The organism is Rugamonas sp. DEMB1 (genome assembly GCF_029834475.1).
In the GTDB taxonomy this organism is placed as follows: Bacteria; Pseudomonadota; Gammaproteobacteria; order Burkholderiales; family Burkholderiaceae_D; genus Rugamonas; species Rugamonas rubra.
Map to the genome: position 1 here is coordinate 153,762 of NZ_CP122407.1, position 20,481 is coordinate 174,242.

Genomic DNA, 20,481 nt, shown 5'->3' on the forward strand with positions numbered 1-20,481 from the left:
ACTTCAAGGACGTGCCCATCCTCGGCACGCCGGCGATGTCGTTCTCGCTGTCGGGCGCGCGCCGCTCCGGCTGGCTGCCGCCGATGCCCGGCTTCGGCTCGAAGGGCGCCGCCGAGCTGACCGTGCCCTACTACGTCAACATCGCGCCCAACCGCGACCTGACGCTGTATCCCAAGTTGATCCCGCGGCGCGGCATCCAGCTCGGCGCCAACGGCCGCTACATCGGCGAGACCGACGCCGGCCTGTACGGCGGCGGGACCGACATCGAATTGCTGCCGCACGACAAGCAGACCGGCGGCAAGCGCTGGAACATCAAGTCCAACCACAGCCAGGACCTGGCCCGCGACTGGTCGTTCGGCTGGAGCCTGCGGGCCGCCTCGGACGACAACTATCCGAACGACTTCGCCAAGACCGTCTCCGGCAGCGCCGAGCGCCAGCTGCTGCGCGAGCTGCGCACGGACTACCGCGGCAGCTGGTGGAACCTGACGGCGCGGGTGCAGAAGTACCAGGTGCTGCAGGACCCTGACTCGGTGAGCAACCCCGGCCTGACCGTGTCGCGCCCCTACGACCGCCTGCCGGCCGTCAGCTACAGCGCCGCCCAGTACGACATCGGCGGCTTCGACTGGTCGTTCAACAGCGAGCTGACGAACTTCTGGCACCCCACGCTGGTGCGCGGCAGCCGCCTGGTGGCGGCGCCCCAGCTGAGCTATCCGATCATCGGGCCGAGCTTCCACATCACGCCCAAGCTGATGCTCAACGCCGCCGCCTACCAGCTCGACGCCTTCAAGGACGCCGGCGGCGCGACGACCCCGGCGCAGTCGCTGGGCCGCGTCGTGCCCACCTTCTCGCTCGACGCCGGCCTGGTGTTCGAGCGCGACGCCAAGCTGTTCGGCACCGCCACGCAGACGCTCGAGCCGCGCCTGTTCTACGTCAACACGCCGTACCGCGACCAGAGCAAGCTGCCGCACTTCGACACCGACGCCTCCAGCTTCAACTTCGCCCAGCTGTTCAGCGAGAACCGCTTCATCGGCTCGGACCGCATCGGCGACGCCAACCAGGTGACCGCCGCGCTGGTCTCGCGCTTCCTCGAAAGCTCCGGCGCCGAGCGGCTGCGCCTGTCGTTCGGCCAGCGCTTCTACTTCCGCGACCAGCGCGTCCAGCTCGACGCCAGCAACCCGGTCAAGGACGCCCGCTCCGACCAGCTGCTGGCCGCCGCCGGCCGCATCTCCGACACCTGGACCTTCGAGAGCGAGGTGCAGTACAACAACCGCGACAGCAAGATGGTCGCCGCCAGCTACGGCGTGCACTGGCAGCCGGGGCAGAAGAAGGTGGTCAACCTGAGCTACCACTACGTCGACACGGCCTTGAAGAACCTCGAGGTGTCGAGCCAGTGGCCGCTGTCGCAGCGCTGGTACGGCGTCGGCCGGGTGGTGTATTCCCAGCTCAGCAAGAAAGTCATCGAAAGCCTGGTCGGTCTTGAATACAATGGCGACTGCTGGGTGTTCCGCATGGGCGCGCAGCGCTTCGTCGCCACCGCCAAGAACGTCTCGACGCCGATCTTCTTCCAGCTCGAGTTGAACGGCCTGTCCAAGCTGGGCGTGGGCAACCCGCTCGAGGCGATGAAGAACAGCATTCCCGGCTACCAGCGCTTGAACGAGGGCTACGGCCGCTAGAACTTTGCGCACGCGCGGCGGTCCCATGTCCGGCGTGTTTTTTGATTGTGTACCACCTGATGATGAGCGTTCCACATTATGCGTAATGCCAGTATGCACCCACTGAAGATCGCCGCAGCCCTGCTGTGCGCCACCACCGTTTGCGCCGCCTGGGCGCAGGACGCCAAGCCGGCCGCCGCGCCGGCCGCCGCGCCGGCCGCCGCCAAGGGCTTCACGCCGCCCGGCCAGCAGTCCAACAACAAGCCGATCGACTCGATCGCCGTGGTGGTCAACGAGGACGTCATCACGCGCCAGGAGCTGGCCGCGCGCATCGGCACGGTGACCCGCCGCATGAAGGCGCAGAACGTCGCCATGCCCGAGCCGGCCGACCTGCGGCGGCAGATGCTCGAGCGGATGATCGTCGAGCGCGCCCAGCTGCAGCTGGCCAAGGAGATGGGCGTGCGGGTCGACGACACCATGCTCGACCGCGCCATCGGCCGCATCGCCGAGCAGCAGAAGCTGACCGTGCAGGCGATGCGCGACCAGATGGAGAAGGACGGCATCGCCTTCGCCGCCTTCCGCGAGGAGATCCGCGAGGAGATCATCATGCAGCGCCTGCGCGAGCACGAGGTCGACGCCAAGATCCAGATCTCCGACGCCGAGGTCGACAACTACCTGGAGGCCGAGAAGGCCGCCGCCGCCGAGCAGTTCGAGATGAACCTGGCGCAGATCATGGTGCGCATCCCGGAGAACGCCTCGCCCGAGGTGATCGCCGCGCGCAAGGCGCGCGCCGACGAGGTGATGCGCCAGCTGCGCACCGGCGCCGACTTCGCCAAGATGGCCGGCACCTATTCCGACGCCAGCGACGCCCTCAAGGGCGGCGAGATCGGCTGGCGCAGCGCCGACCGCCTGCCGCCGATGTTCGCCGAGGCGCTGGTCAAGCTGAAACCGGGCCAGGTGACGCCGGTGATGAAGAGCGTCGGCGGCTTCCACATCATCAAGATGGTCGACAAGCGCAGCCTGGCCGAGGCGGCCGCCGCCTCGGCGGTGCAGCAGACCCACGCCCGGCAGATCCTGATCAAGGTGACGCCGACCATGAGCGCCTACGACGCCAAGCGCAAGCTGACCGAGCTCAAGGAGCGGCTCGACAACAAGGCCGCCAAGTTCGAGGAGCTGGCCCGCCTGTTCTCCACCGACAGCTCGGCCGCCAAGGGCGGCGACCTGGGCTGGCTGTACCCGGGCGACATCGTGCCCGAGTTCGAGGCGGCGATGAACGCGCTCAAGCCGGGCGAGGTGAGCGCGCCGGTCGAGACCAGCTTCGGCTACCACCTGATCGAGGTGTTGGAGCGCAAGAGCGACGACGCCTCCAAGGAGCGCCAGCGCAACGCCGCGCGCAACGCCATCCGCGACCGCAAGATCGAGGAGGCGGCCGAGGACTGGCAGCGCCAGGTGCGCGACCGCGCCTACGTCGAGTTCCGCAGCGACGAGGCGAAATAGCGTGGGGGGCCAGGCATGAGCGCCACCCGCAGCGCCGGCCGGCGGCCGGCCATCGCCGTCACCGTCGGCGAGCCGGCCGGCATCGGCCCGGAGATCTCGATCCGCGCCGCCTGGGCGCGCCGCCACGAGGTCAACTGCGTGCTGCTGGGCGACGCCGCCTACCTGGCCATGATCGCCCACGAGATCGACCCGGCGATCCGCCTGTCGGCGCTGTCGCTGCAGGCGCTGCGCAACGGCGGCCTGCCGCACTTCGGCCCGGCCAGCCTGAGCGTGGTCGACATCCCGCTGGCGGCGCACGTGCGCGCCGGCGTGCTCGACAAGGAGAACGGCCGCAGCGTGCTGGCCACGCTGGACGCCGCCATCGAGGGCGTGCAGGCCGGCTGGTTCGCCGCCGTGGTCACCGCGCCGCTGCAAAAGAGCACCATCAACGACGCCGGCGTGGCCTTCTCCGGCCACACCGAATACTTCGCCGAGCGTTGCGGCGGCGCCCGGGTGGTGATGATGCTGGCCGGCCAGCCGCAGGGCGGCGCGGCGCAGTTGCCGCCGGCGCCGCAGCTGCGCGTGGCGCTGGCCACCACCCACCTGCCGCTGAAGGACGTGCCGGCCGCGCTCAGCGTCGCCGGCCTCGGCGCCACCCTCGACATCATCGACGGCGACCTGCGCCGGCGCTTCGGCATCGCCGCGCCGCGCATCCTGGTGGCCGGGCTCAACCCGCACGCCGGCGAGGGCGGCTACCTGGGGCGCGAGGAGATCGACATCATCGAACCGGCCATCGCGGCGGCGCAGGCGCGCGGCATCGACGCGCGCGGCCCGTACCCGGCCGACACCTTGTTCCAGGTCAAACACCTGCGCGAGGCCGACTGCGTGCTGGCCATGTACCACGACCAGGGCTTGCCGGTGCTCAAGTACGCCACCTTCGGCCGGGGCGTCAACATCACGCTGGGCCTGCCGCTGATCCGCACCTCGGTCGACCACGGCACCGCCCTCGACCTGGCGGCCCGTGGGCCTCGGCCTGGCCGACTGCGCCAGCATGGAGCTGGCCATCGCCAGCGCGCTGGCGATGGTCGCCGCCGCCGGCTAGTCCACCGCATAGAAGCATAGAACCGCAGAACCGCAGAACCCCTCACGCAGAAGAAGAACAACCATGAAACACATCGCCCGCAAACGCTTCGGCCAGAATTTTTTACACGACAAGTACGTGCTGTCGGCCATCACCGAAGCGATCGCGCCGCAAGCCGACGACGCCATGGTCGAGATCGGCCCCGGCCTGGGCGCCATGACCGAACAATTGATGCGCAGCCTGAAGATGATGCACGTCGTCGAGCTCGACCGCGACCTGGTGGCGCGCCTGGAGAAGACCTTCAACCCGGCCAAGCTGACCATCCACGCCGGCGACGCGCTGAAGTTCGATTTTTCCACCATCCCGGTGCCGGCCGGGCAAAAGCTGCGCGTGGTCGGCAATCTGCCGTACAATATTTCCAGCCCCTTGCTGTTCCACCTGGCCGACATCGCCCCGCTGGTGCAGGACCAGCACTTCATGCTGCAAAAGGAGGTGGTCGAACGGATGGCCGCGCCGCCCGGCAGCAAGACCTACGGCCGCCTGTCGGTGATGCTGCAATGGCGCTACGCCATCAAGCTGCTGTTCGTGGTGCCGCCCGAGGCCTTCGATCCGCCGCCCAAGGTGGAGTCGGCCATCGTGCGCATGATCCCGCTGGCCGAGCCGCTGGCCTGCGACGGCCCGACCCTGGAGGCGGTGGTGTTGAAGGCCTTCTCGCAGCGCCGCAAGGTGATCCGCAACTGCCTGGCCGGCATGTTCAGCGAGGCGCAGATCGTCGCCGCCGGCATCGATCCGTCGATGCGGCCGGAGACCGTCGGCGTGGCGCAGTACGTCGCCCTGGCCAACAGCCTGAAAGCACCGCCCGTTCCATCCTGACTGAGTGTTTAGCTTGTGCGACCCAAGGGAGAGCCGAAGATGAGCAAGAACGCCCGCCTCAGCCGCCGCGCCGATCTGCGCCTGCCGGCCACCGTGACCATGATCGACGAGTCGCGCCACGCCGCCCACACGCTCGACCTGTCGCAGGGCGGGGTCAGCCTGCAGACCGCCAGCCAGATCCGCCTGGCGCAGTATTGCGCGGTCAGCTTCCAGGTCGCCGTCGGCGAGGAGCGCCGCACCGTGCTGGCGATGGGCCAGGTGGTCTACAGCGACCCCGACCCGCTGCTGGGCTACAGGACCGGGGTGCAGTTCATCAAGGTCGACCAACGCAGCGTGGCCGTCATCGACGAACTGCTGGCCGCGCCGGCCTGAGTCGCGGCCCGGCCCTTCCACCGCATCCGTATCGGGCAGCGCCGCAGGGCCTGCCCTTTTTTTTACCCCGCACCCCGATACGCCAAGGGGTCTGACCCCGTACGGCGCCAAGGCGGGGAGTCAGACCCCATTGCTTGCGGGGTAAGGCCCGCACCCCGCCGATCCGTGAAGAACCTTTTTTTGCCTGCACGTAAACCGTCCGGGCAAAAAAAAGCCCGCTGGTAAAAGCGGGCGAAATCCAATTCTTTGCAGAAGTGGAGGAGACGGATCTAGTATGCTGCGGCGCCGCATATAACGCCAATTTATCTTTCGCATACCGGATATCACGGTCGGTGATGTCTCCCCATCCAGCGGCGCGCCAGCAGCGCGCCGCGTCTCCACTACAGCGGCTTGCAGTTGACCTGGACGTTGCGCACCAGTTCGGTGCCCATGTAGCCGCTGCCGTTGACGACCGTGCAGAACTGGCCCTTGGGCTGGGTCTGCACGGTGATGCCGTAGGGGCTGCCGTCTTCGACCGGGCCGAAGCTGAAGACCGGGTTGCTGCCGTCGGTGGTGCCGGCGATGGTGGCCGGGTTGCCGGTGCTGCCGTTGATCAACTTCAGCTTGGCGTCATTCTCGCCCACCGGCGTCAGGCCGACCACCCAGCCCGTCACCATATAGGCGTTCTTGGCGCAGCTGAAGATGGCCGCGATGCTGGTGGTCTGGCCGGCCGTGCCCGAGACGCCGCGGTAGGGTTTGCAGGTCATGTGGTCGGGATCGCGCTTGACGGTGACGCTGTAGGCGTCGCCGTAGGACAGGCGGCGGGCGAAGGTGAAGTTGACGTCGCCGGCGCCAGGCGCCACGTCGACGTCGTCATTGCCGCCCATGGTCAGTTGCAGGCCGGGGGTGGTCAGGCCCATGACGGTGCCGCTAACGTCGAACGAGGCTTTGCCGCCGCAGCCGGCCAGCGCCAGGATCAGTGCCAGCGCCGCGGAGGCGCGCAGGGTCGAAAATTTCATTGCATTCTCCAAAGGGGGAGGGCGGCGCGGCCGCTCGGGCCGCCGCGCCAGGTCAGGTTGCTTGGCGTACTTGTGCTTGCTTGTTTCTTACTTGCAGACCACGGTGACGTTGTCGATGGCGCTGGTGGCCATGGTGCCGTTGCCGTTGCTGACGACGCAGTTCTTGGCGGTTCCCAGCGGGCTGGTCAGCACGGTCACGCCGTAGGGCGAGCCGACCATGACCTTCGGCAGGCTGAACTTGACGGGCGCGCCCGCCGTGGCCGGCGCCGGCACGGCGGCCGTTTCCCCGCCGTTGGCCAGCACCAGCGAGCCGTCGCCGGCGGCCAGGCCGGTGACGGTGCCGCCCAGCGGGTAGCTGTCGGTGACGCAGGTGACCACCGTCTGCACCACGGTGTAGGTGTTGGCCTTGTTCCTGTTGTTGATGATCTCGCAATGCGAGTTGTCCGGCTGCTTGGCGATCTCGATGAAGAAGTCCTTGTCGTCGGCGATCAGCTCGGCGAAGCGGAAGGTTCCGTCGGTGGCCGCCGGCTTGGCTTCCCAGCTGCCGTTCTTCAGGACCATGTTGGGCTGGGTCAGGCCTTTGATGGTGCCGCCGAGCACCATGTTGCCGTTGCCGCCGCCGCAGGCGCCCAGGGTCGCCGCGCACAGCAGGGCCAGGCCCGAACGGATGTAAACACTTTTCATAAACACTCTCTCCAAAAACGAATCGGGGCCGGGACGGCTGCAACGCGGCCGTCGCGCGCGGCGCGCGTGGGCGCCGGCGGGAGACCGTATGCTACACGGAATTGGCGCATATTTTAGTGCATTTGCTAATGCCCGGACGCAAACCCTTGTAACAGCATGTGAAATTGCCGGCGCCGCCTATTCGACCCTGGCCAGCGCGCAGCGCGAGCGGCGGCCGTCGATCCGGCAGGTGTTGCGCAGGGCGCCGTGGCGGTCGTGCACCCGCACCAGCCACTGCTCGGCGCCCTGGCGTTCCATGGTCATGAAGCCGAAGCCGTCTATCCACGAGCTCAGTTGCTCGACCACGGCGCCGGGCGCCGGGCTGGCGCCGGGCGGCAGCGGCGCCGGCAGCGGCACCACGTCCTCGGCGGTGCCGGAGAAGCCGGCGATGAACTGGCTCGGGTGGGCGCTGGAAAAGCTGACCTGCTGCCACAGGTGGACGTGGCCCGACAGCATGGTCTGGATGCGCTCGGGCAGCAGCAGCGGGTTGAGCGCGCCGAAGGCCTGCTGCAGGCCGGCGTCGCCCGGCCGCAGGACGATGGCGCCGTCGGCGCCGCGCTCGGCGCCGAAGCCGAGCAGAGGATGGTGGTCGACGCCGATGTTGCGGCTGGCGCGGCGCGCCAGCGCGTCGAGCTGGCGGTAGGCGTCCTGGTAGCGGCGGTAGCCGAGCGAGTCCGGCTTGAGCCCGCGCCAGGAGGTGGCGGCCGTGTCGAGCACCAGCAGTTGGGTGTCCTGGCCGAGCGGCACGGCGTAGGGCTCGCTGTAGTCGCCGACGGCGTCGTCGGCCGTGGCGTTGCAGTCGCGCCCCGGCAGCAGCGGGCGCGGGTCGAGCAGGCGCCACCAGCCTTGGCCGGCGCGCTCGCAGGACTCGTGGTTGCCGCGCGCCACCACCCACGGCGCCGCCCGCAACAGCGCCGCGCCGGGCGTGAAGAAGTCGGCGTTCCAGGCGTCCCAGCCGTAGCCCCAGGGGCTGCCGGCGCAGCCGGCGTTGCCGGCCGGGCAGGGGTGTTCGCGGTAGTGGTAGTCGCCGACGTGGACCACCAGCTCGGGGCGCCAGGCGGCGGCCGCCGCCGCCACCGTGGCGAAGGGGTACTGCTCGGCGTCGTTGCAGGCCTGGTAGCTGTCGCCGTCGTCGCTCTGCTTGAGGCGGCAGCCGGTGTCGCCGATGACGACGATGCGGCGCGCTTCGGCGCGCGGCAGCGGCAGGGCGCGGCCCAGCACGCTGGCGCTGGCGGTGCCGGCCGGCAGCGCCGCCTCGCAGCTGAGCACGGGGAAGGCCACGGCCTTGGCCACGGCCTTGGCCTTGGCCTTGGCCACGGCTGTGGCATCCGCCTTGGCCAACGCCGAGCCCGCCGCCTTGGCGTCGGCCCGGCGCGGCGCCAGCGTGGCGGCCGGCGCGCGCAGCGTCATCGGCAGTGTGCGGCCGTCCAGTTCGATGGCCGGGCAGGCCGGCGCGGCGGTCAGCACGCGGGCCACGGCGGCGCCCTCCGGCCCCAGCACGACGAAGCTGGCGAAGTCCTCGGCGCCGGCCGGCGCGGCGGGCGGCGCCAGGCCGGCGCAGCCGGCCAGCAGCGCGGACAAGGCGAGTAGGGCGGGCGGCAACAACGATGGCGGCGCGGCGGCGCGCGCGGCGGCAAGGGCGTAGGGCATGGCTTTCACTCCTGGGGCAAGGCAGTATGACAGCCACGTATGATAGCCGCGAAGCGCCCCGCTGGCACGCTCCGCCATGCTTTCGGGGAAATATTGCCGCAAAGGCTGGCGGCGCGCCGGCGCGGGAAGTGCGACAATACTTTCTCCACCACCATCGCCCACGCCATGTCCACCACCGCCGTCCCGCCCGCCGCCGTCCGTCCCCTGGCCGTCCTGTTCGACCTCGACGACACCTTGTGGCCGATCGGCCCCGTCATCGCCCGCGCCGAGCTGACGCTGCACGCCTGGCTGGGCCAGCACGCGCCCAAGGTGGCGCAGCGCTTTTCCATCGAGCAGCTGCGCGAGCGCCGCATGGAGCTGCTGCGCCGCCAGCCCGAGCTGGCCATCGACCTGAGCGCGGTGCGCCGCGCCGGCCTGCTGGCCGCCTTCGCCGAGGCCGGCGAGGACGCGCTCCATGTCGAGGCGGCGATGCGCCACTTCCTGGCCGCCCGCAACGACGTGGTACCCTACGACGACGTGCTGCCCGGCCTGCTGCGCCTGAAGCAGAAACTGCGCCTGGGCACCATCAGCAACGGCAACGGCGACCTGGCGGCGATCGGCCTGGACCAGCATTTCGAGGTCAGCCTGGCGGCCTGCCATTTCGGCCGTGGCAAGCCGGACCCGGCGATCTTCCTGGCCGCCTGCGCCGCGCTCGGCGTGGCGCCGCGGCAGGCCGTCTACGTCGGCGACGACCTGCGGCTCGACGTGGTCGGCGCCCAGGGCGCCGGCCTGCGCGCCGTCTGGCTGAACCGCCACGGCGGCGACGCCCACCTGGCGGCCGGCGTGGCGCCGGACGCTATCTGCAGTAGTTTTGACGAAGTTCGCCACTGGATCGAGCGCCAGCTGGAAGAATGATGCCCAGCGCCGCCGTCAAGCGTGCATAATAAGAACACCGCCCTCGAATCCCCAGGGCAACATCCAATACCATTTACTCGCAAGCTGGTAGCAACCTGGCAGCCGCAAACAGAACCATGCAACTCGACACCCGTGCCCAAACCCTGCTCAAAGCCCTGGTCGAGCGTTACATCGCCGACGGCCAGCCGGTCGGTTCGCGCGCGCTCTCGAAGATCTCCGGCCTCGACCTGTCGCCGGCGACGATCCGCAACATCATGGCCGACCTCGAGGAGATGGGCTACGTGGCCAGCCCGCACACCTCGGCCGGCCGGGTGCCGACGCCGCGCGGCTACCGCATCTTCGTCGACACCCTGCTGACCGTGCAGCACTTCGACGAGCACGCCGTCGAGGGCCGCATGCGCCTGCAGGCGCCGCAGCCGCAGAAGATGATCGCCAACGCGGCGCAAATGTTGTCGTCGCTGTCGCAGTTCGCCGGCGTGGTGCTGAGCCCGCGGCGCGAGTCGGTGTTCCAACAGATCGAATTTTTGCGCCTGTCCGAGAAGCGGATTTTGCTGGTCATCGTCGGCCCCACCGGCGACGTGCAGAACCGCCTGCTGCTGACCGACGTCGACTACACGCCGGCCCAGCTGGTGCAGTCGGCCAACTACATCAACCAGAACTACGGCGGCCTGGGCTTCGACGAGGTGCGCACGCGCATGCAGGCCGAGCTGCGCCAGCTGCGCGACGACATGGGCCGGCTGATGCAGGCGGCCGTCGAGGCCGGCAGCGAGGCGATGGCCGACAGCTCCGACGACATGGTCATCGCCGGCGAGCGCAACCTGCTGTCGGTGAGCGACCTGTCGTCCAACATGACGTCGCTGCGGCAGATGTTCGACATGTTCGAGCAGAAGACCGGGCTGATGCAGCTGCTCGACGTGTCGAGCAAGGCCAGCGGCGTGCAGATCTATATCGGCGGCGAATCCAACCTGGTGCCGATGGACGAGATGAGCGTGGTGACGGCGCCCTACGCGGCCAACGGCAAGATCGTCGGCACGCTGGGGGTGATCGGGCCGACCCGCATGGCCTACGAGCGGGTGATCCCGATCGTCGACATCACCGCCAAGTTGTTGTCGAACGCGCTGAGCCACCATTGAGGCGGCCGATGGTTGAGCGTTGGCCCCGCACCCCGGCTGCGGGGGGCTGACCCCGCGCGGGGTCAGACCCCTTCCGGCCGCATTGCGGGGGGGGCATCGAGTGGCCGGGAGCGGCGTGGTGGAGGGGGGCTAGGCCTTGTGCGGGCAGGCCGTCTTGACGCAATTGCCATAGATCGCCAGCGCGTGCTCGGCGATGTTGAAGCCGCGCTCCTTGGCGATCATCTGCTGGCGCTGCTCGATCTCGGCGTCGAAGAACTCCTCGACGCGGCCGCAGTCCAGGCACACCAGGTGGTCGTGGTGGGAACCCTCGTTGAGTTCGAAGATCGCCTTGCCCGTCTCGAAATGGTTGCGGTTGAGCAGGCCGGCTTGTTCGAACTGGGTCAGCACGCGGTAGACGGTGGCCAGGCCGACGTCCATATTGTCGGCCAACAGGATCTTATACACGTCTTCGGCGGTCAAATGGCGTACCGGGCTGCTCTGGAAGATGTCGAGGATCTTCAGGCGCGGCAGGGTGGCTTTCAGGCCGCTGGCCTTCAGGTCGGAGGGATTGTTGCTCATGTTTGTTACTCTATTCTGGTTGGCGGTGGCGGGGCCTGTTTCCGGCGGTCCTCTCCCCTCAGCCACATTGGCGAACGCACAGTTTAACCCACTGTCGCACCATGTGCTTTATCATATAGCGTTTTGGCACTTCCGCTCGATCCAATTGAGGACACTTATGCGCGTCACCCAGGCCTTATCGCAGTCTTTGTTGCACCGTCTTACACAGCGCGCCCCCCGCTTGACGGGTGCCGTGTGCGTCGCGCTGGCCGCCGTTGCCGTCACGGGTTGCGCCAGCCGCACCGTGCTCGGCGAGAAGCCGACCGCCGCCCAGCAGGAGAGCGCCAGCGTGGCCCCGGCCAGCGGCGCGCAGACCACCAATATCACCAAGTTGCAGAAGTTCATGTGGTTCTTCTCGCCCTACCGGCCGGACATCCAGCAGGGCAACTTCGTCTCCGAGGAGATGCTCGCCCAGTTGAAGGTCGGCATGACGCGCGACCAGGTCCGCTTCATCTTCGGCACCGCGCTGCTGACCGACATCTTCCACGCCGACCGCTGGGACTATCCCTTCCGCCTGGCCAAGGGCAACGGCGAGGTGACCAGCAGCCGCGTCGTGGTGTTCTTCAAGGACGGCAAGGTCGACCGCTTCGAGGGCGGCAACCTGCCGACCGAGAAGGAATACATCGCCCGCATCGCCGGCCCCGCGCCGGTGCTGAAAAACCCGAACGCGCCCGCCCTGCAGCCGGCGCCGAGCAGCGCGCCGCTGCCCGCCGGTAACGACAACGCCGCCGCCCGCCCTGTCGAGGTGACGCCGGTCATCAAGAACAAGGACTAAGCCATGACTGAACTGAACATCGCCGTCGCCGGCGCCGGCGGCCGCATGGGCCGCATGCTGATCGAAGCCATCCTGGCCGCGCCCGACGCGCGCCTGGCCGGCGCCCTCGACGTGGCCGCCGCCCCCGGCGTCGGCAGCGACGCCGCCGCCTTCCTCGGCAAGCCGGCCGGCGTGCTGATCGAGTCCGAGCTGGCCCGTGGCCTGGCCGGCGCCGCCTTCCTGATCGACTTCACCCGCCCCGAGGGCACGCTGGAGCACGTCGCCTACTGCGCCGAGCACGGCATCAAGATGATCATCGGCACCACCGGCTTCGACGAGGCCGGCAAGGCCGCCATCGCCGAGGCGGCCAAGAAGACCGCCATCATGCTGTCGCCCAACATGAGCGTCGGCGTCAACGTCACCCTCAAGCTGCTCGAACTGGCGGCGAAAAGCCTGGCCACCGGCTACGACATCGAAGTCATCGAGGCGCACCACCGCCACAAGGTCGACGCCCCGTCCGGCACCGCGCTGAAGATGGGCGAAGTGCTGGCCGGCGCGCTGGGCCGCGACCTGAAGGACTGCGCCGTCTACAGCCGCGAAGGCATCACCGGCGAGCGCGACCCCTCGTCGATCGGCTTCGCCACCATCCGTGGCGGCGACATCGTCGGCGACCACACGGTGCTGTTCGCCGGCACCGGCGAGCGCATCGAGATCAGCCACAAGTCGAGCAGCCGCATCACCTACGCCCACGGCGCGCTGCGCGCCGCGCGTTTCCTGGCGGACAAGCCGAACGGCCTGTTCGACATGAACGACGTGTTGTCGCTCAACACGCCGGCCGGCGCCTGATCGCCGACCGACATGGGCGCCACCGCCGTTAACCACTTCAGCCTGGCGAGCTACTGGCAGCAGGGCGACGCCATCAGCCACGCCGTCGCCTACCTGCTGCTGGCGATGTCGTTGCTGAGCTGGTACTTCATCCTCTCCAAGTCGCTGGCGGCCTGGCGCGTGCGGCGCAGCGCGCCGGCGCTGCAGGCCTTCTGGGACGCGCCGACCATGCACGACGGCGTCGCCGGCCTGGTCCTGGCCGACCCGGAGGACATCTACGCGCCGCTGGCGCGGCAGGGCGCGGCCCAGCTGATGGTGGCCGGCCGGCCGTCGATAGGCGGCGAGCTCGGCCATGCCGAGCAGGTCACCCGCGTGCTGCGCGCCGCCATCCACCACAGCACGGCGCGGCTCGAGTCCGGCCTGACCCTGCTCGCCTCGATCGGCGCCACGGCGCCCTTCATCGGCCTGCTGGGCACGGTGTGGGGCATCTACCACGCGCTGGCCAACGTCTCGGCGGCCGGCGCGGTGCAGATCGACAAGGTCGCCGGCCCGGTCGGCGAGGCGCTGATCATGACCGCCATCGGCCTGACGGTGGCGATTCCGGCGGTGCTGGCCTACAATGGATTCAACCGCGTCAACCGGCTCACCCTGGCCGAGCTGGACGCCTTCGCGCACGACCTGCACGCCTACCTGAGCAGCGGCGAGCGCCTGCGCCACTAAACGGAGCGCACATGGCATTCGGCGCCTTCAACCACCACCGCCAGCAGGGCCCGATGGCCGACATCAACGTCACGCCGATGGTCGACGTGATGCTGGTGCTGCTGGTCATCTTCATCCTCAGCGCGCCGATGTTCACCAGCGCCGTCAAGCTCGAGCTGCCGCGCGCCCAGGCGCAGGCGCAGCCGGCGCCGCCGGCCGCCAGCGTGACGCTGGCGATCGACGCCAAGGGACACATCTACTGGAACGACGAGGCGCTGGCCCTGCCCGCGCTGGACGCCCGCCTGCTGGCGGCCGCCGCGCTGCAGCCGCAGCCCGAGCTGCAGCTGCGCGCCGACAAGGACACCCGCTACGAGGTCGTCGCGCAGGTGATGGCGGCGGCGCAAGGGCGCGGCCTGAACAAGCTGAGCTTCGTCACCGACCCCAACAAACAAGAGAAAAAATAATGGCTACCGCACAATTGAATGGCGCCGCAATCGTCGACTTCCCCACCTTCCACGCGCAGTGCAAGGCGGCGATGGGCTTCCCCGACACCTACGGCAACAGCATGGACGCCTGGGTCGACTGCCTCAGCTACCTGCGCGACGAGGACGGCATGAGCAAGTTCCGCCTGAAACCGAACGAGGTGTTGGAGATCGTCATCGACGGCGCCGAGGCGATGCGCGCCGCCGTGCCGGATATCCTGGAGGAGGTCACGTATTGCGTGGCCGGCATCAACGAGCGCTACGAGGACTACGGCGAGAAGCCGGCCCTCAAGCTGGTGCTGCGCTAGGTGTCAGTTGATTTTGGAGGGAATGGGTGATGCCGAGCAAAAGTCTGAATGCACGTGTAGCAGCTTACAAAACCGCATTCTCCAGTGGAGAACTCCAAAAGACCTATCAAGATCTAGTTGGTATTGTTCAAAATCTAAGAACTGAATTCTCAAAGAAATACAAAAGTGAATTCTTGGTTGCGAATGTGCTACATGGCTATATAGATTTCACATACTTCTACTTGCAAAATGACTATCTCAAGAGGAAAAAACTCAAGCTTGCGATTGTTTTCAACCATAAAAATGCCAACTTTGAGCTGTGGCTTCTTGGGCAAACAAAGGATGTACAGATTCTCTACTGGAGAAAACTAAAAGAAGTGAAGTGGGTCAATGAGGAGGCAATGCCAGAGTATTCAATTTTCGAAGCTCCTCTACTTTTGGCCCCAGACTTTGATAGTTCAACAAAGCTATCGGAGTCCATTCACAGTCAATTTGAAACTCTGTCACAGGAAATTTTCAACACGCTGGCGGCTTACGAGTAATGCCACACAACACCGCAGTCGGGAGAGGGACGGCCACAAGCTGCGCTTGTGGTTCCCTAGGCTTCGCTCCGGCCGCCCCTCACTTTCACGTTGGGCCGCACAATCAGCGCTTGTTGGAGCATGAATCCAACGAGTTTGCGGCCGTTGCCAGCTCCCTGGCATGGCCAATTGCCGCGCACTTGGTCAAGACCCGCTTGCGCAAGTCCTGCAAGCAAATCAGCGGGTAGGACGCGGCGCAAATGATTGCATCAGGCCTCGGCTTGCACCTGCGCCGGCGCCGCCGGCTGGACCGCCGCCTTGCGCTCGCTGGCGATCAGCGACAACACCTCGTAGCCGGTCTCGGTCACCGCCACCATGTGCTCCCACTGCGCCGACAGGCTGCCGTCGCGCGTCTCCACGGTCCACTCGTCGTCCAGCTCGACCGTCGCGGCGCGGCCGGCGTTGATCATCGGCTCGATGGTGAACAGCATGCCCGGCTTCAGCACCAGGCCCTGGCTCGGCTTGCCGTAGTGGGTCACCTGCGGCTCCTCGTGGTAGACCATGCCGATGCCGTGGCCGCAATAGTCGCGCACCACGCTGTAGCCGGCCTTCTCGGCCACCGTCTGGATGGCGTGGCCGACGTCGCCCAGGGTGGCGCCCGGGCGCACCGCGCGGATGCCGGCCCACATCGCCGCGAAGGTGGTGTCGATCAGCTTCTGCGCCGCCTTGCTGGCCGTGCCGACCACGTACATGCGGCTGGTGTCGCCGTGCCAGCCGTCCTTGATGACGGCGACGTCGATGTTGATGATGTCGCCGTCGACCAGGATCTGGTCGGGCGCCGGAATGCCGTGGCAGACCACCTGGTTGACCGAGGTGCAAACGGTCTTGGGGAAGCCGCCGTAGCCGACGTTGGCCGGAATCACCTTCTGCGTGTTGACGATGTAGTCGTTGCACAGCTGGTCCAGATACTCGGTGCTGACGCCGGCCTTGACGTGCGGCTCGATGAAGGTCAGCACGTCGGCGGCCAGCTCGGCGGCCACGCGCGCCATCTCGATCTGTGCCGGGCTCTTGATGAGGATGGACAGTTCGTTCTTACGCTTGCTCATGGACGCCTCCCAGTACTTGCACGGCGGCGGCCAGGGCGGCCGGGTTGACGCTGGAGGCGTCGTTGGCGGCGCCCGGCAGGTGCACGCCGCCGTCCTGGGCGGCGCGCAGCAGCAGCTGGCAGATGTCGCTGTAGCGCAGGTCGGGGTTGGTCTCGGCCAGCAGGCCGATGCGCAGCCAGTGCTCGGCCTGGGCGTTCATCGAACGGCTCAGCGCGCCGCTGGCGATGCGCAGGTTCTCGTGCATCTGGTCGGAAATTTTTACTATGCCCATCTCGTGCGTCCTCTATACGGTTTATATACGAAACGTATATTATCACGAACGAACGGGCGGCGTACAGTCGACCCTAGTTAATCGCCTTGGGGTCGAACAGCGGGTTCTCGATCAGGCCGAAGATGTTGCCGTAGGGGTCGAGCAGCTCGGCCACCTTGATGCCCTGGCCGACGTCCTGCACCGCCGAGAAGATGGTGGCGCCCAGCGCGACGATGCGCGCCACCTCGTCCTCGATCTTGTCGACGCCCCAGTGGGCGCGGTTGCCGCTGATGCCGGGCTGGCCATCGGGGAACAGGCCCAGCTCGAAGCCGCCGACGGCGAAGCCGATGTAGAACGGCTGGTCGAAGTAGGGCGCCACGTCGAGCACCTGGCTGTACCAGGCCTTGCCCTGTTGCATGTCCGGCACCGGGTACATCACCGCGCGCAAGCCTTTGATCATGTTGCTCTCCTGAGGTTGTTTGGAAAACAGCATCTTGCCACGCCGCCGGCCGGGGCGATTGGAAAAATGGAAGCTCAGTCGGCCGCCAGGAAGCGCTCCGGCGCGCGGCCGGCGAACTCCTGGAAGTCGTGGATCAGGTGGGACTGGTCGAAATAGCCGCAGTCCAGCGCCAGTTGCGCCCAGTCCGGCGCGGCGCCGCCGCGCAGCGCCTCGGTGGCGCGGCGGAAGCGGCAGATGCGCGCGTACAGCTTGGGCGCCAGGCCGACGCGGGCGCGGAACAGCGTCGCCAGGTGCTGGCGCGACACGCCCAGCCGCTCGGCCAGACCGGCGATGCGGCCGGCGCCGCCGTCGCCGGCGATGGCGGCCAGGGCGGCGGCCACCAGCGCCTCGCTGGAGTTGGCGCGCGCCGCGTCGGCGCCGCGCCGCAGCCGCTCCAGCAGCTGCGCCTCGAGCAGGGCCAGGCGGGCGCGGTCGGCCAGCTCGTCGGTCCACAGGGCGTCGGCCAGGCGCGCCGCCTCGCCGCGCCCCCACAACTGGTCCATGCCGGCGCGCTGGTCGGTCAGCGCGTGCAGCGGCAGGTCGAGGAAGCGGCCGGCCGCGCCCGGCTTGAAGCGCACCGCCACCGTCTGCACCAGGCCGCTGCTGACGACCTCGATGGCGCCGCTCATCATGCCGACGGCGAAACCGTCCGGATGCTGGTTCTGCCACAGGATGTCGACGCAGTTGTCCGGCAGCACGCGGTGCGACACCGCCTGCGCGCGGCCGTGCACGCGGCAGGTCCACAGGCAGTCGACGTGGCGCGCCAGCGCCGGATGGGGGGCATATTCCTGATAGAGCATGGCCGCCATTCTACCGCCCGGCACGGCGCGCGGGCCGGGCGGGCGCCGCCGATTTTGCCGCAATGCAGCACTCCACCGGCCTCGGCGTGCTACACAACTGATTCAGCCAGTATAATGTCCGGTTCATATTCACTTTTGGCCCCCACGCTGGCCGCACATATCATGCAAGATAAATATAGTCCCGCCGACGTCGAACAAGCCGCCCAATCCCACTGGAAGGCGATCGACGCCTACAAAGCGGTCGAGAACGACCCGCGTTTCCCGAAAGGCAAGTATTTCGCTTGCTCGATGCTGCCTTACCCTTCGGGCAAGCTGCACATGGGCCACGTGCGCAACTATACGATCAATGATGTGATGTACCGCTACCTGCGGATGAACGGCTACAACGTGCTGATGCCGATGGGCTGGGACGCCTTCGGCATGCCGGCCGAGAACGCGGCGATGGCCAACAACGTGCCGCCGGCGCAGTGGACCTATTCCAACATCGCCCACATGCGCGAGCAGATGGAGTCGATGGGCCTGGCGATCGACTGGTCGCGCGAAATGACCGCCTGCAAGCCGGAATACTACAAGTGGAACCAGTGGATGTTCCTCAAGATGCTGGAAAAAGGCATCATCTACAAGAAGACCGGCACCGTCAACTGGGACCCGGTCGACCAGACCGTGCTGGCCAACGAGCAGGTGGTTGATGGCCGCGGCTGGCGTTCCGGCGCGCTGATCGAAAAGCGCGAGATCCCGATGTACTACGCCCGCATCACCGACTACGCCGACGAGCTGCTGGAATACGTCGACACCAAGCTGCCCGGCTGGCCCGAGCGCGTGCGCACCATGCAGACCAACTGGATCGGCAAGTCGACCGGCGTGCGCTTCGCCTTCCCGCACCAGATCCAGGACGCCGCCGGCGCGCTGATCGGCGACGGCAAGATGTACGTCTTCACCACCCGCCCGGACACCGTGATGGGCGTGACCTTCGCCGCCGTCGCCGCCGAGCACCCGCTGGCCGTGCACGCCGCGCAGAGCAACCCCGAGCTGGCCGCCTTCAACGCCGAGTGCAAGCTCGGTTCGGTGATCGAGGCCGACATGGCGACGATGGAGAAGAAGGGCATGCCGACCGGCCTGTTCGTCACCCATCCGTTGACCGGCGCCCAGGTCGAGGTCTGGGTCGGCAACTACGTCCTGATGAGCTACGGCGACGGCGCCGTGATGGGCGTGCCGGCCCACGACGAGCGCGACTTCGCCTTCGCCAAAAAATACCATCTGCCGATCAAGCAGGTCATCGCCGCCGAAGGCAAGGAGTTCTCCACCGAGGCCTGGCAGGAGTGGTACGGCGACAAGGAGCAGGCGGTGGTCTGCAACTCGGCCCAGTTCGACGGTTTGAACTACGCCGCCGCCGTCGAGGCGGTCGCCGCCGAAATGGCCGCCAAGGGCCTGGGCGAGAAGAAGATCACCTTCCGCCTGCGCGACTGGGGCATCTCGCGCCAGCGCTACTGGGGCACGCCGATCCCGATGATCCACTGCGCCGACTGCGGCACCGTGCCCGTGCCCGAGAAGAGCCTGCCGGTCGTGCTGCCGGAGGACTGCGTGCCCGACGGCAGCGGCAACCCGCTCAACAAGCACGAGGCCTTCCTCAAGTGCGACTGCCCGCAGTGCGGCAAGCCGGCGCGCCGCGAGACCGACACCATGGACACCTTCGTCGACTCGTCGTGGTACTACATGCGCTATACCTCGCCCGGCTCGAACGCGGCCATGGTCGACGCGCGCAACGACTACTGGATGCCGATGGACCAGTACATCGGCGGCATCGAACACGCCGTCATGCACCTGCTGTACGCCCGCTTCTGGACCAAGATCATGCGCGACTTCGGCCTGGTCAAGTTCGACGAGCCCTTCGTCAACCTGCTGACCCAGGGCATGGTGCTCAACGAGACCTACTACCGCGAGGAGGCCTCCGGCAAGAAGACCTGGTTCAACCCGGCCGACATCGACCTGACCCTGGACGACAAGGGCCGCCCGCAAGGCGCCACGCTGAAGAGCGACGGCCAGGTGGTCAACATCGGCGGCACCGAGAAGATGTCGAAGTCGAAGAACAACGGCATCGACCCGGCCGCGCAGATCGAACAGTACGGCGCCGACACCGCGCGCCTGTTCACCATGTTCGCCTCGCCGCCTGAGCAGACGCTGGAATGGTCGGGCAGCGGCGTCGAGGGCGCCAACCGCTTCCTGCGCCGCGTCTGGGCCTACGGCTACGCCCAGGCCGGCCGCATCGGCGGCGCGCTGGCCTCGGCCGCCGCGCCGGCCGCCACCGAACCGCAGAAAACCCTGCGCCGCGAACTGCACAAGATCCTGCAGCAGGCCGACTACGACCTGAAACGCATCCAGTACAACACCGTGGTGTCGGCCTGCATGAAGATGCTCAACACGATGGAGTCGGCCAAGCTGGACGACAGCGCCGAATCGAACGCGCTGGTCGCCGAGGGCTTCTCGATCTTCCTGCGCCTGCTCAATCCGGTGGCGCCGCACATCACCCACGTGCTGTGGCAGGAACTGGGCTACGCCGGCGTGTTCGGCGACCTGCTCAACGCCGCCTGGCCGCAGGTCGACCCGGCCGCGCTGGAACAGGCCGAGATCGAGATGATGATCCAGGTGAACGGCAAACTGCGCGGCAGCATCACCGTCGCCAAGGGCGCCGACAAGGCCTCGATCGAGGCCGCCGCGCTGGCCTGCGAGGCGGTGCAGAAGTACATCGAGACGCCGCCGAAGAAGATCATCGTGGTGCCGGGCAAGTTGATCAGCATCGTGGTCTAAGACG

21 protein-coding genes and 1 pseudogene are annotated in these 20,481 nt (G+C 67.7%); 14 read left to right on the top strand and 8 right to left on the bottom strand.

Annotated features, from left to right (window positions below):
• Positions 1-11 precede the first annotated feature (11 nt).
• The 5 genes and pseudogenes from QC826_RS00660 to QC826_RS00680 all read left to right on the top strand — a co-directional run bounded on the left by QC826_RS00660 (position 12) and on the right by QC826_RS00680 (position 5,454).
• Complete coding sequence (locus QC826_RS00660; protein ID WP_313872831.1) at positions 12-1,673, top strand: LPS-assembly protein LptD; 1,662 nt, start codon at positions 12-14, stop codon at positions 1,671-1,673.
• Between the two features lie 93 nt (positions 1,674-1,766).
• Positions 1,767-3,149, top strand: coding sequence for a peptidylprolyl isomerase (locus tag QC826_RS00665; protein ID WP_279763962.1), 1,383 nt, complete (start codon positions 1,767-1,769; stop codon positions 3,147-3,149).
• Between the two features lie 15 nt (positions 3,150-3,164).
• Positions 3,165-4,230 (top strand): annotated as a pseudogene (gene pdxA, locus QC826_RS00670) (4-hydroxythreonine-4-phosphate dehydrogenase PdxA).
• 63 nt (positions 4,231-4,293) lie between these two features.
• The gene (rsmA, locus tag QC826_RS00675) at positions 4,294-5,082 is read left to right on the top strand and encodes a 16S rRNA (adenine(1518)-N(6)/adenine(1519)-N(6))-dimethyltransferase RsmA (protein WP_093389057.1); all 789 of its coding nucleotides are present in this window, start codon (positions 4,294-4,296) and stop codon (positions 5,080-5,082) included.
• Positions 5,083-5,121: 39 nt separating this feature from the next.
• The gene (locus QC826_RS00680; RefSeq protein ID WP_093389056.1) at positions 5,122-5,454 is read left to right on the top strand and encodes a PilZ domain-containing protein; all 333 of its coding nucleotides are present in this window, start codon (positions 5,122-5,124) and stop codon (positions 5,452-5,454) included.
• 380 nt (positions 5,455-5,834) lie between these two features.
• On the opposite strand, the gene QC826_RS00685 is transcribed toward QC826_RS00680, so the two are convergent.
• The 3 genes from QC826_RS00685 to QC826_RS00695 form a co-directional block, all read right to left on the bottom strand.
• Positions 5,835-6,452 (bottom strand): hypothetical protein, encoded by a 618-nt coding sequence (locus tag QC826_RS00685; RefSeq protein ID WP_279763963.1) that lies wholly within the window; start codon positions 6,450-6,452, stop codon positions 5,835-5,837.
• Between the two features lie 87 nt (positions 6,453-6,539).
• Positions 6,540-7,136: a hypothetical protein gene (locus QC826_RS00690; protein WP_279763964.1), complete on the bottom strand. Its 597-nt coding sequence runs from the start codon at positions 7,134-7,136 to the stop codon at positions 6,540-6,542.
• Positions 7,137-7,313: 177 nt separating this feature from the next.
• Positions 7,314-8,825 carry a metallophosphoesterase gene (locus QC826_RS00695; RefSeq protein WP_279763965.1) on the bottom strand — a complete coding sequence of 504 codons (1,512 nt, stop codon included), beginning with the start codon at positions 8,823-8,825 and terminating at the stop codon, positions 7,314-7,316.
• Positions 8,826-8,990: 165 nt separating this feature from the next.
• On the opposite strand from QC826_RS00695, the gene QC826_RS00700 reads away from it, so the two are divergent.
• Together QC826_RS00700 and hrcA are read left to right on the top strand one after the other, a co-directional pair.
• On the top strand, positions 8,991-9,719 hold the full coding sequence (locus QC826_RS00700; protein WP_279763966.1) for an HAD family hydrolase: 729 nt from the start codon (positions 8,991-8,993) through the stop codon (positions 9,717-9,719).
• A 116-nt stretch (positions 9,720-9,835) separates the two neighbouring features.
• Positions 9,836-10,852 (top strand): heat-inducible transcriptional repressor HrcA, encoded by a 1,017-nt coding sequence (hrcA, locus tag QC826_RS00705; protein ID WP_279763967.1) that lies wholly within the window; start codon positions 9,836-9,838, stop codon positions 10,850-10,852.
• A 129-nt stretch (positions 10,853-10,981) separates the two neighbouring features.
• Here the strand turns inward: hrcA and fur are convergent, their stop codons facing one another.
• Positions 10,982-11,410 (bottom strand): ferric iron uptake transcriptional regulator, encoded by a 429-nt coding sequence (fur, locus tag QC826_RS00710; protein WP_279763968.1) that lies wholly within the window; start codon positions 11,408-11,410, stop codon positions 10,982-10,984.
• A gap of 157 nt (positions 11,411-11,567) precedes the next feature.
• Between fur and QC826_RS00715 the strand changes: the two genes are divergently transcribed.
• Genes QC826_RS00715 through QC826_RS00740 form a run of 6 tightly spaced genes read left to right on the top strand, consistent with a single transcriptional unit; the run spans position 11,568 to position 15,038 of the window.
• Positions 11,568-12,224 carry an outer membrane protein assembly factor BamE gene (locus QC826_RS00715; protein WP_279763969.1) on the top strand — a complete coding sequence of 219 codons (657 nt, stop codon included), beginning with the start codon at positions 11,568-11,570 and terminating at the stop codon, positions 12,222-12,224.
• Positions 12,225-12,227: 3 nt separating this feature from the next.
• Positions 12,228-13,049 carry a 4-hydroxy-tetrahydrodipicolinate reductase gene (gene dapB / locus QC826_RS00720; RefSeq protein WP_279763970.1) on the top strand — a complete coding sequence of 274 codons (822 nt, stop codon included), beginning with the start codon at positions 12,228-12,230 and terminating at the stop codon, positions 13,047-13,049.
• A 12-nt stretch (positions 13,050-13,061) separates the two neighbouring features.
• A complete protein-coding gene (locus QC826_RS00725; protein WP_279763971.1) occupies positions 13,062-13,748 on the top strand; it encodes a MotA/TolQ/ExbB proton channel family protein in 687 nt (228 codons plus the stop codon).
• Positions 13,749-13,759: 11 nt separating this feature from the next.
• Positions 13,760-14,191, top strand: a complete 432-nt coding sequence (locus QC826_RS00730) for an ExbD/TolR family protein (RefSeq protein ID WP_279763972.1) — start codon at positions 13,760-13,762, stop codon at positions 14,189-14,191.
• Positions 14,191-14,517, top strand: coding sequence for a barstar family protein (locus QC826_RS00735; RefSeq protein WP_099419112.1), 327 nt, complete (start codon positions 14,191-14,193; stop codon positions 14,515-14,517). Before QC826_RS00730 ends, QC826_RS00735 begins: the two co-directional genes overlap by 1 nt.
• A 29-nt stretch (positions 14,518-14,546) precedes the next feature.
• On the top strand, positions 14,547-15,038 hold the full coding sequence (locus QC826_RS00740; protein WP_279763973.1) for a DUF7000 family protein: 492 nt from the start codon (positions 14,547-14,549) through the stop codon (positions 15,036-15,038).
• Between the two features lie 248 nt (positions 15,039-15,286).
• Here QC826_RS00740 and map read toward each other — a convergent pair whose 3' ends face one another.
• From map to QC826_RS00760, 4 genes are all read right to left on the bottom strand, one after another.
• A complete protein-coding gene (gene map, locus QC826_RS00745; protein ID WP_245774330.1) occupies positions 15,287-16,066 on the bottom strand; it encodes a type I methionyl aminopeptidase in 780 nt (259 codons plus the stop codon).
• A gap of 43 nt (positions 16,067-16,109) precedes the next feature.
• Entirely contained in the window at positions 16,110-16,394 is a 285-nt protein-coding gene (locus QC826_RS00750; RefSeq protein ID WP_093389043.1) for a ParD-like family protein, read from the bottom strand.
• A 73-nt stretch (positions 16,395-16,467) separates the two neighbouring features.
• Positions 16,468-16,833 (bottom strand): VOC family protein, encoded by a 366-nt coding sequence (locus QC826_RS00755; protein WP_279763975.1) that lies wholly within the window; start codon positions 16,831-16,833, stop codon positions 16,468-16,470.
• A gap of 74 nt (positions 16,834-16,907) precedes the next feature.
• Complete coding sequence (locus QC826_RS00760; protein WP_279763976.1) at positions 16,908-17,672, bottom strand: helix-turn-helix domain-containing protein; 765 nt, start codon at positions 17,670-17,672, stop codon at positions 16,908-16,910.
• A 162-nt stretch (positions 17,673-17,834) separates the two neighbouring features.
• Here QC826_RS00760 and leuS point away from each other — a divergent pair, with 162 nt between their 5' ends.
• Positions 17,835-20,477 carry a leucine--tRNA ligase gene (gene leuS, locus QC826_RS00765; protein WP_279763977.1) on the top strand — a complete coding sequence of 881 codons (2,643 nt, stop codon included), beginning with the start codon at positions 17,835-17,837 and terminating at the stop codon, positions 20,475-20,477.
• Positions 20,478-20,481: the final 4 nt, after the last annotated feature.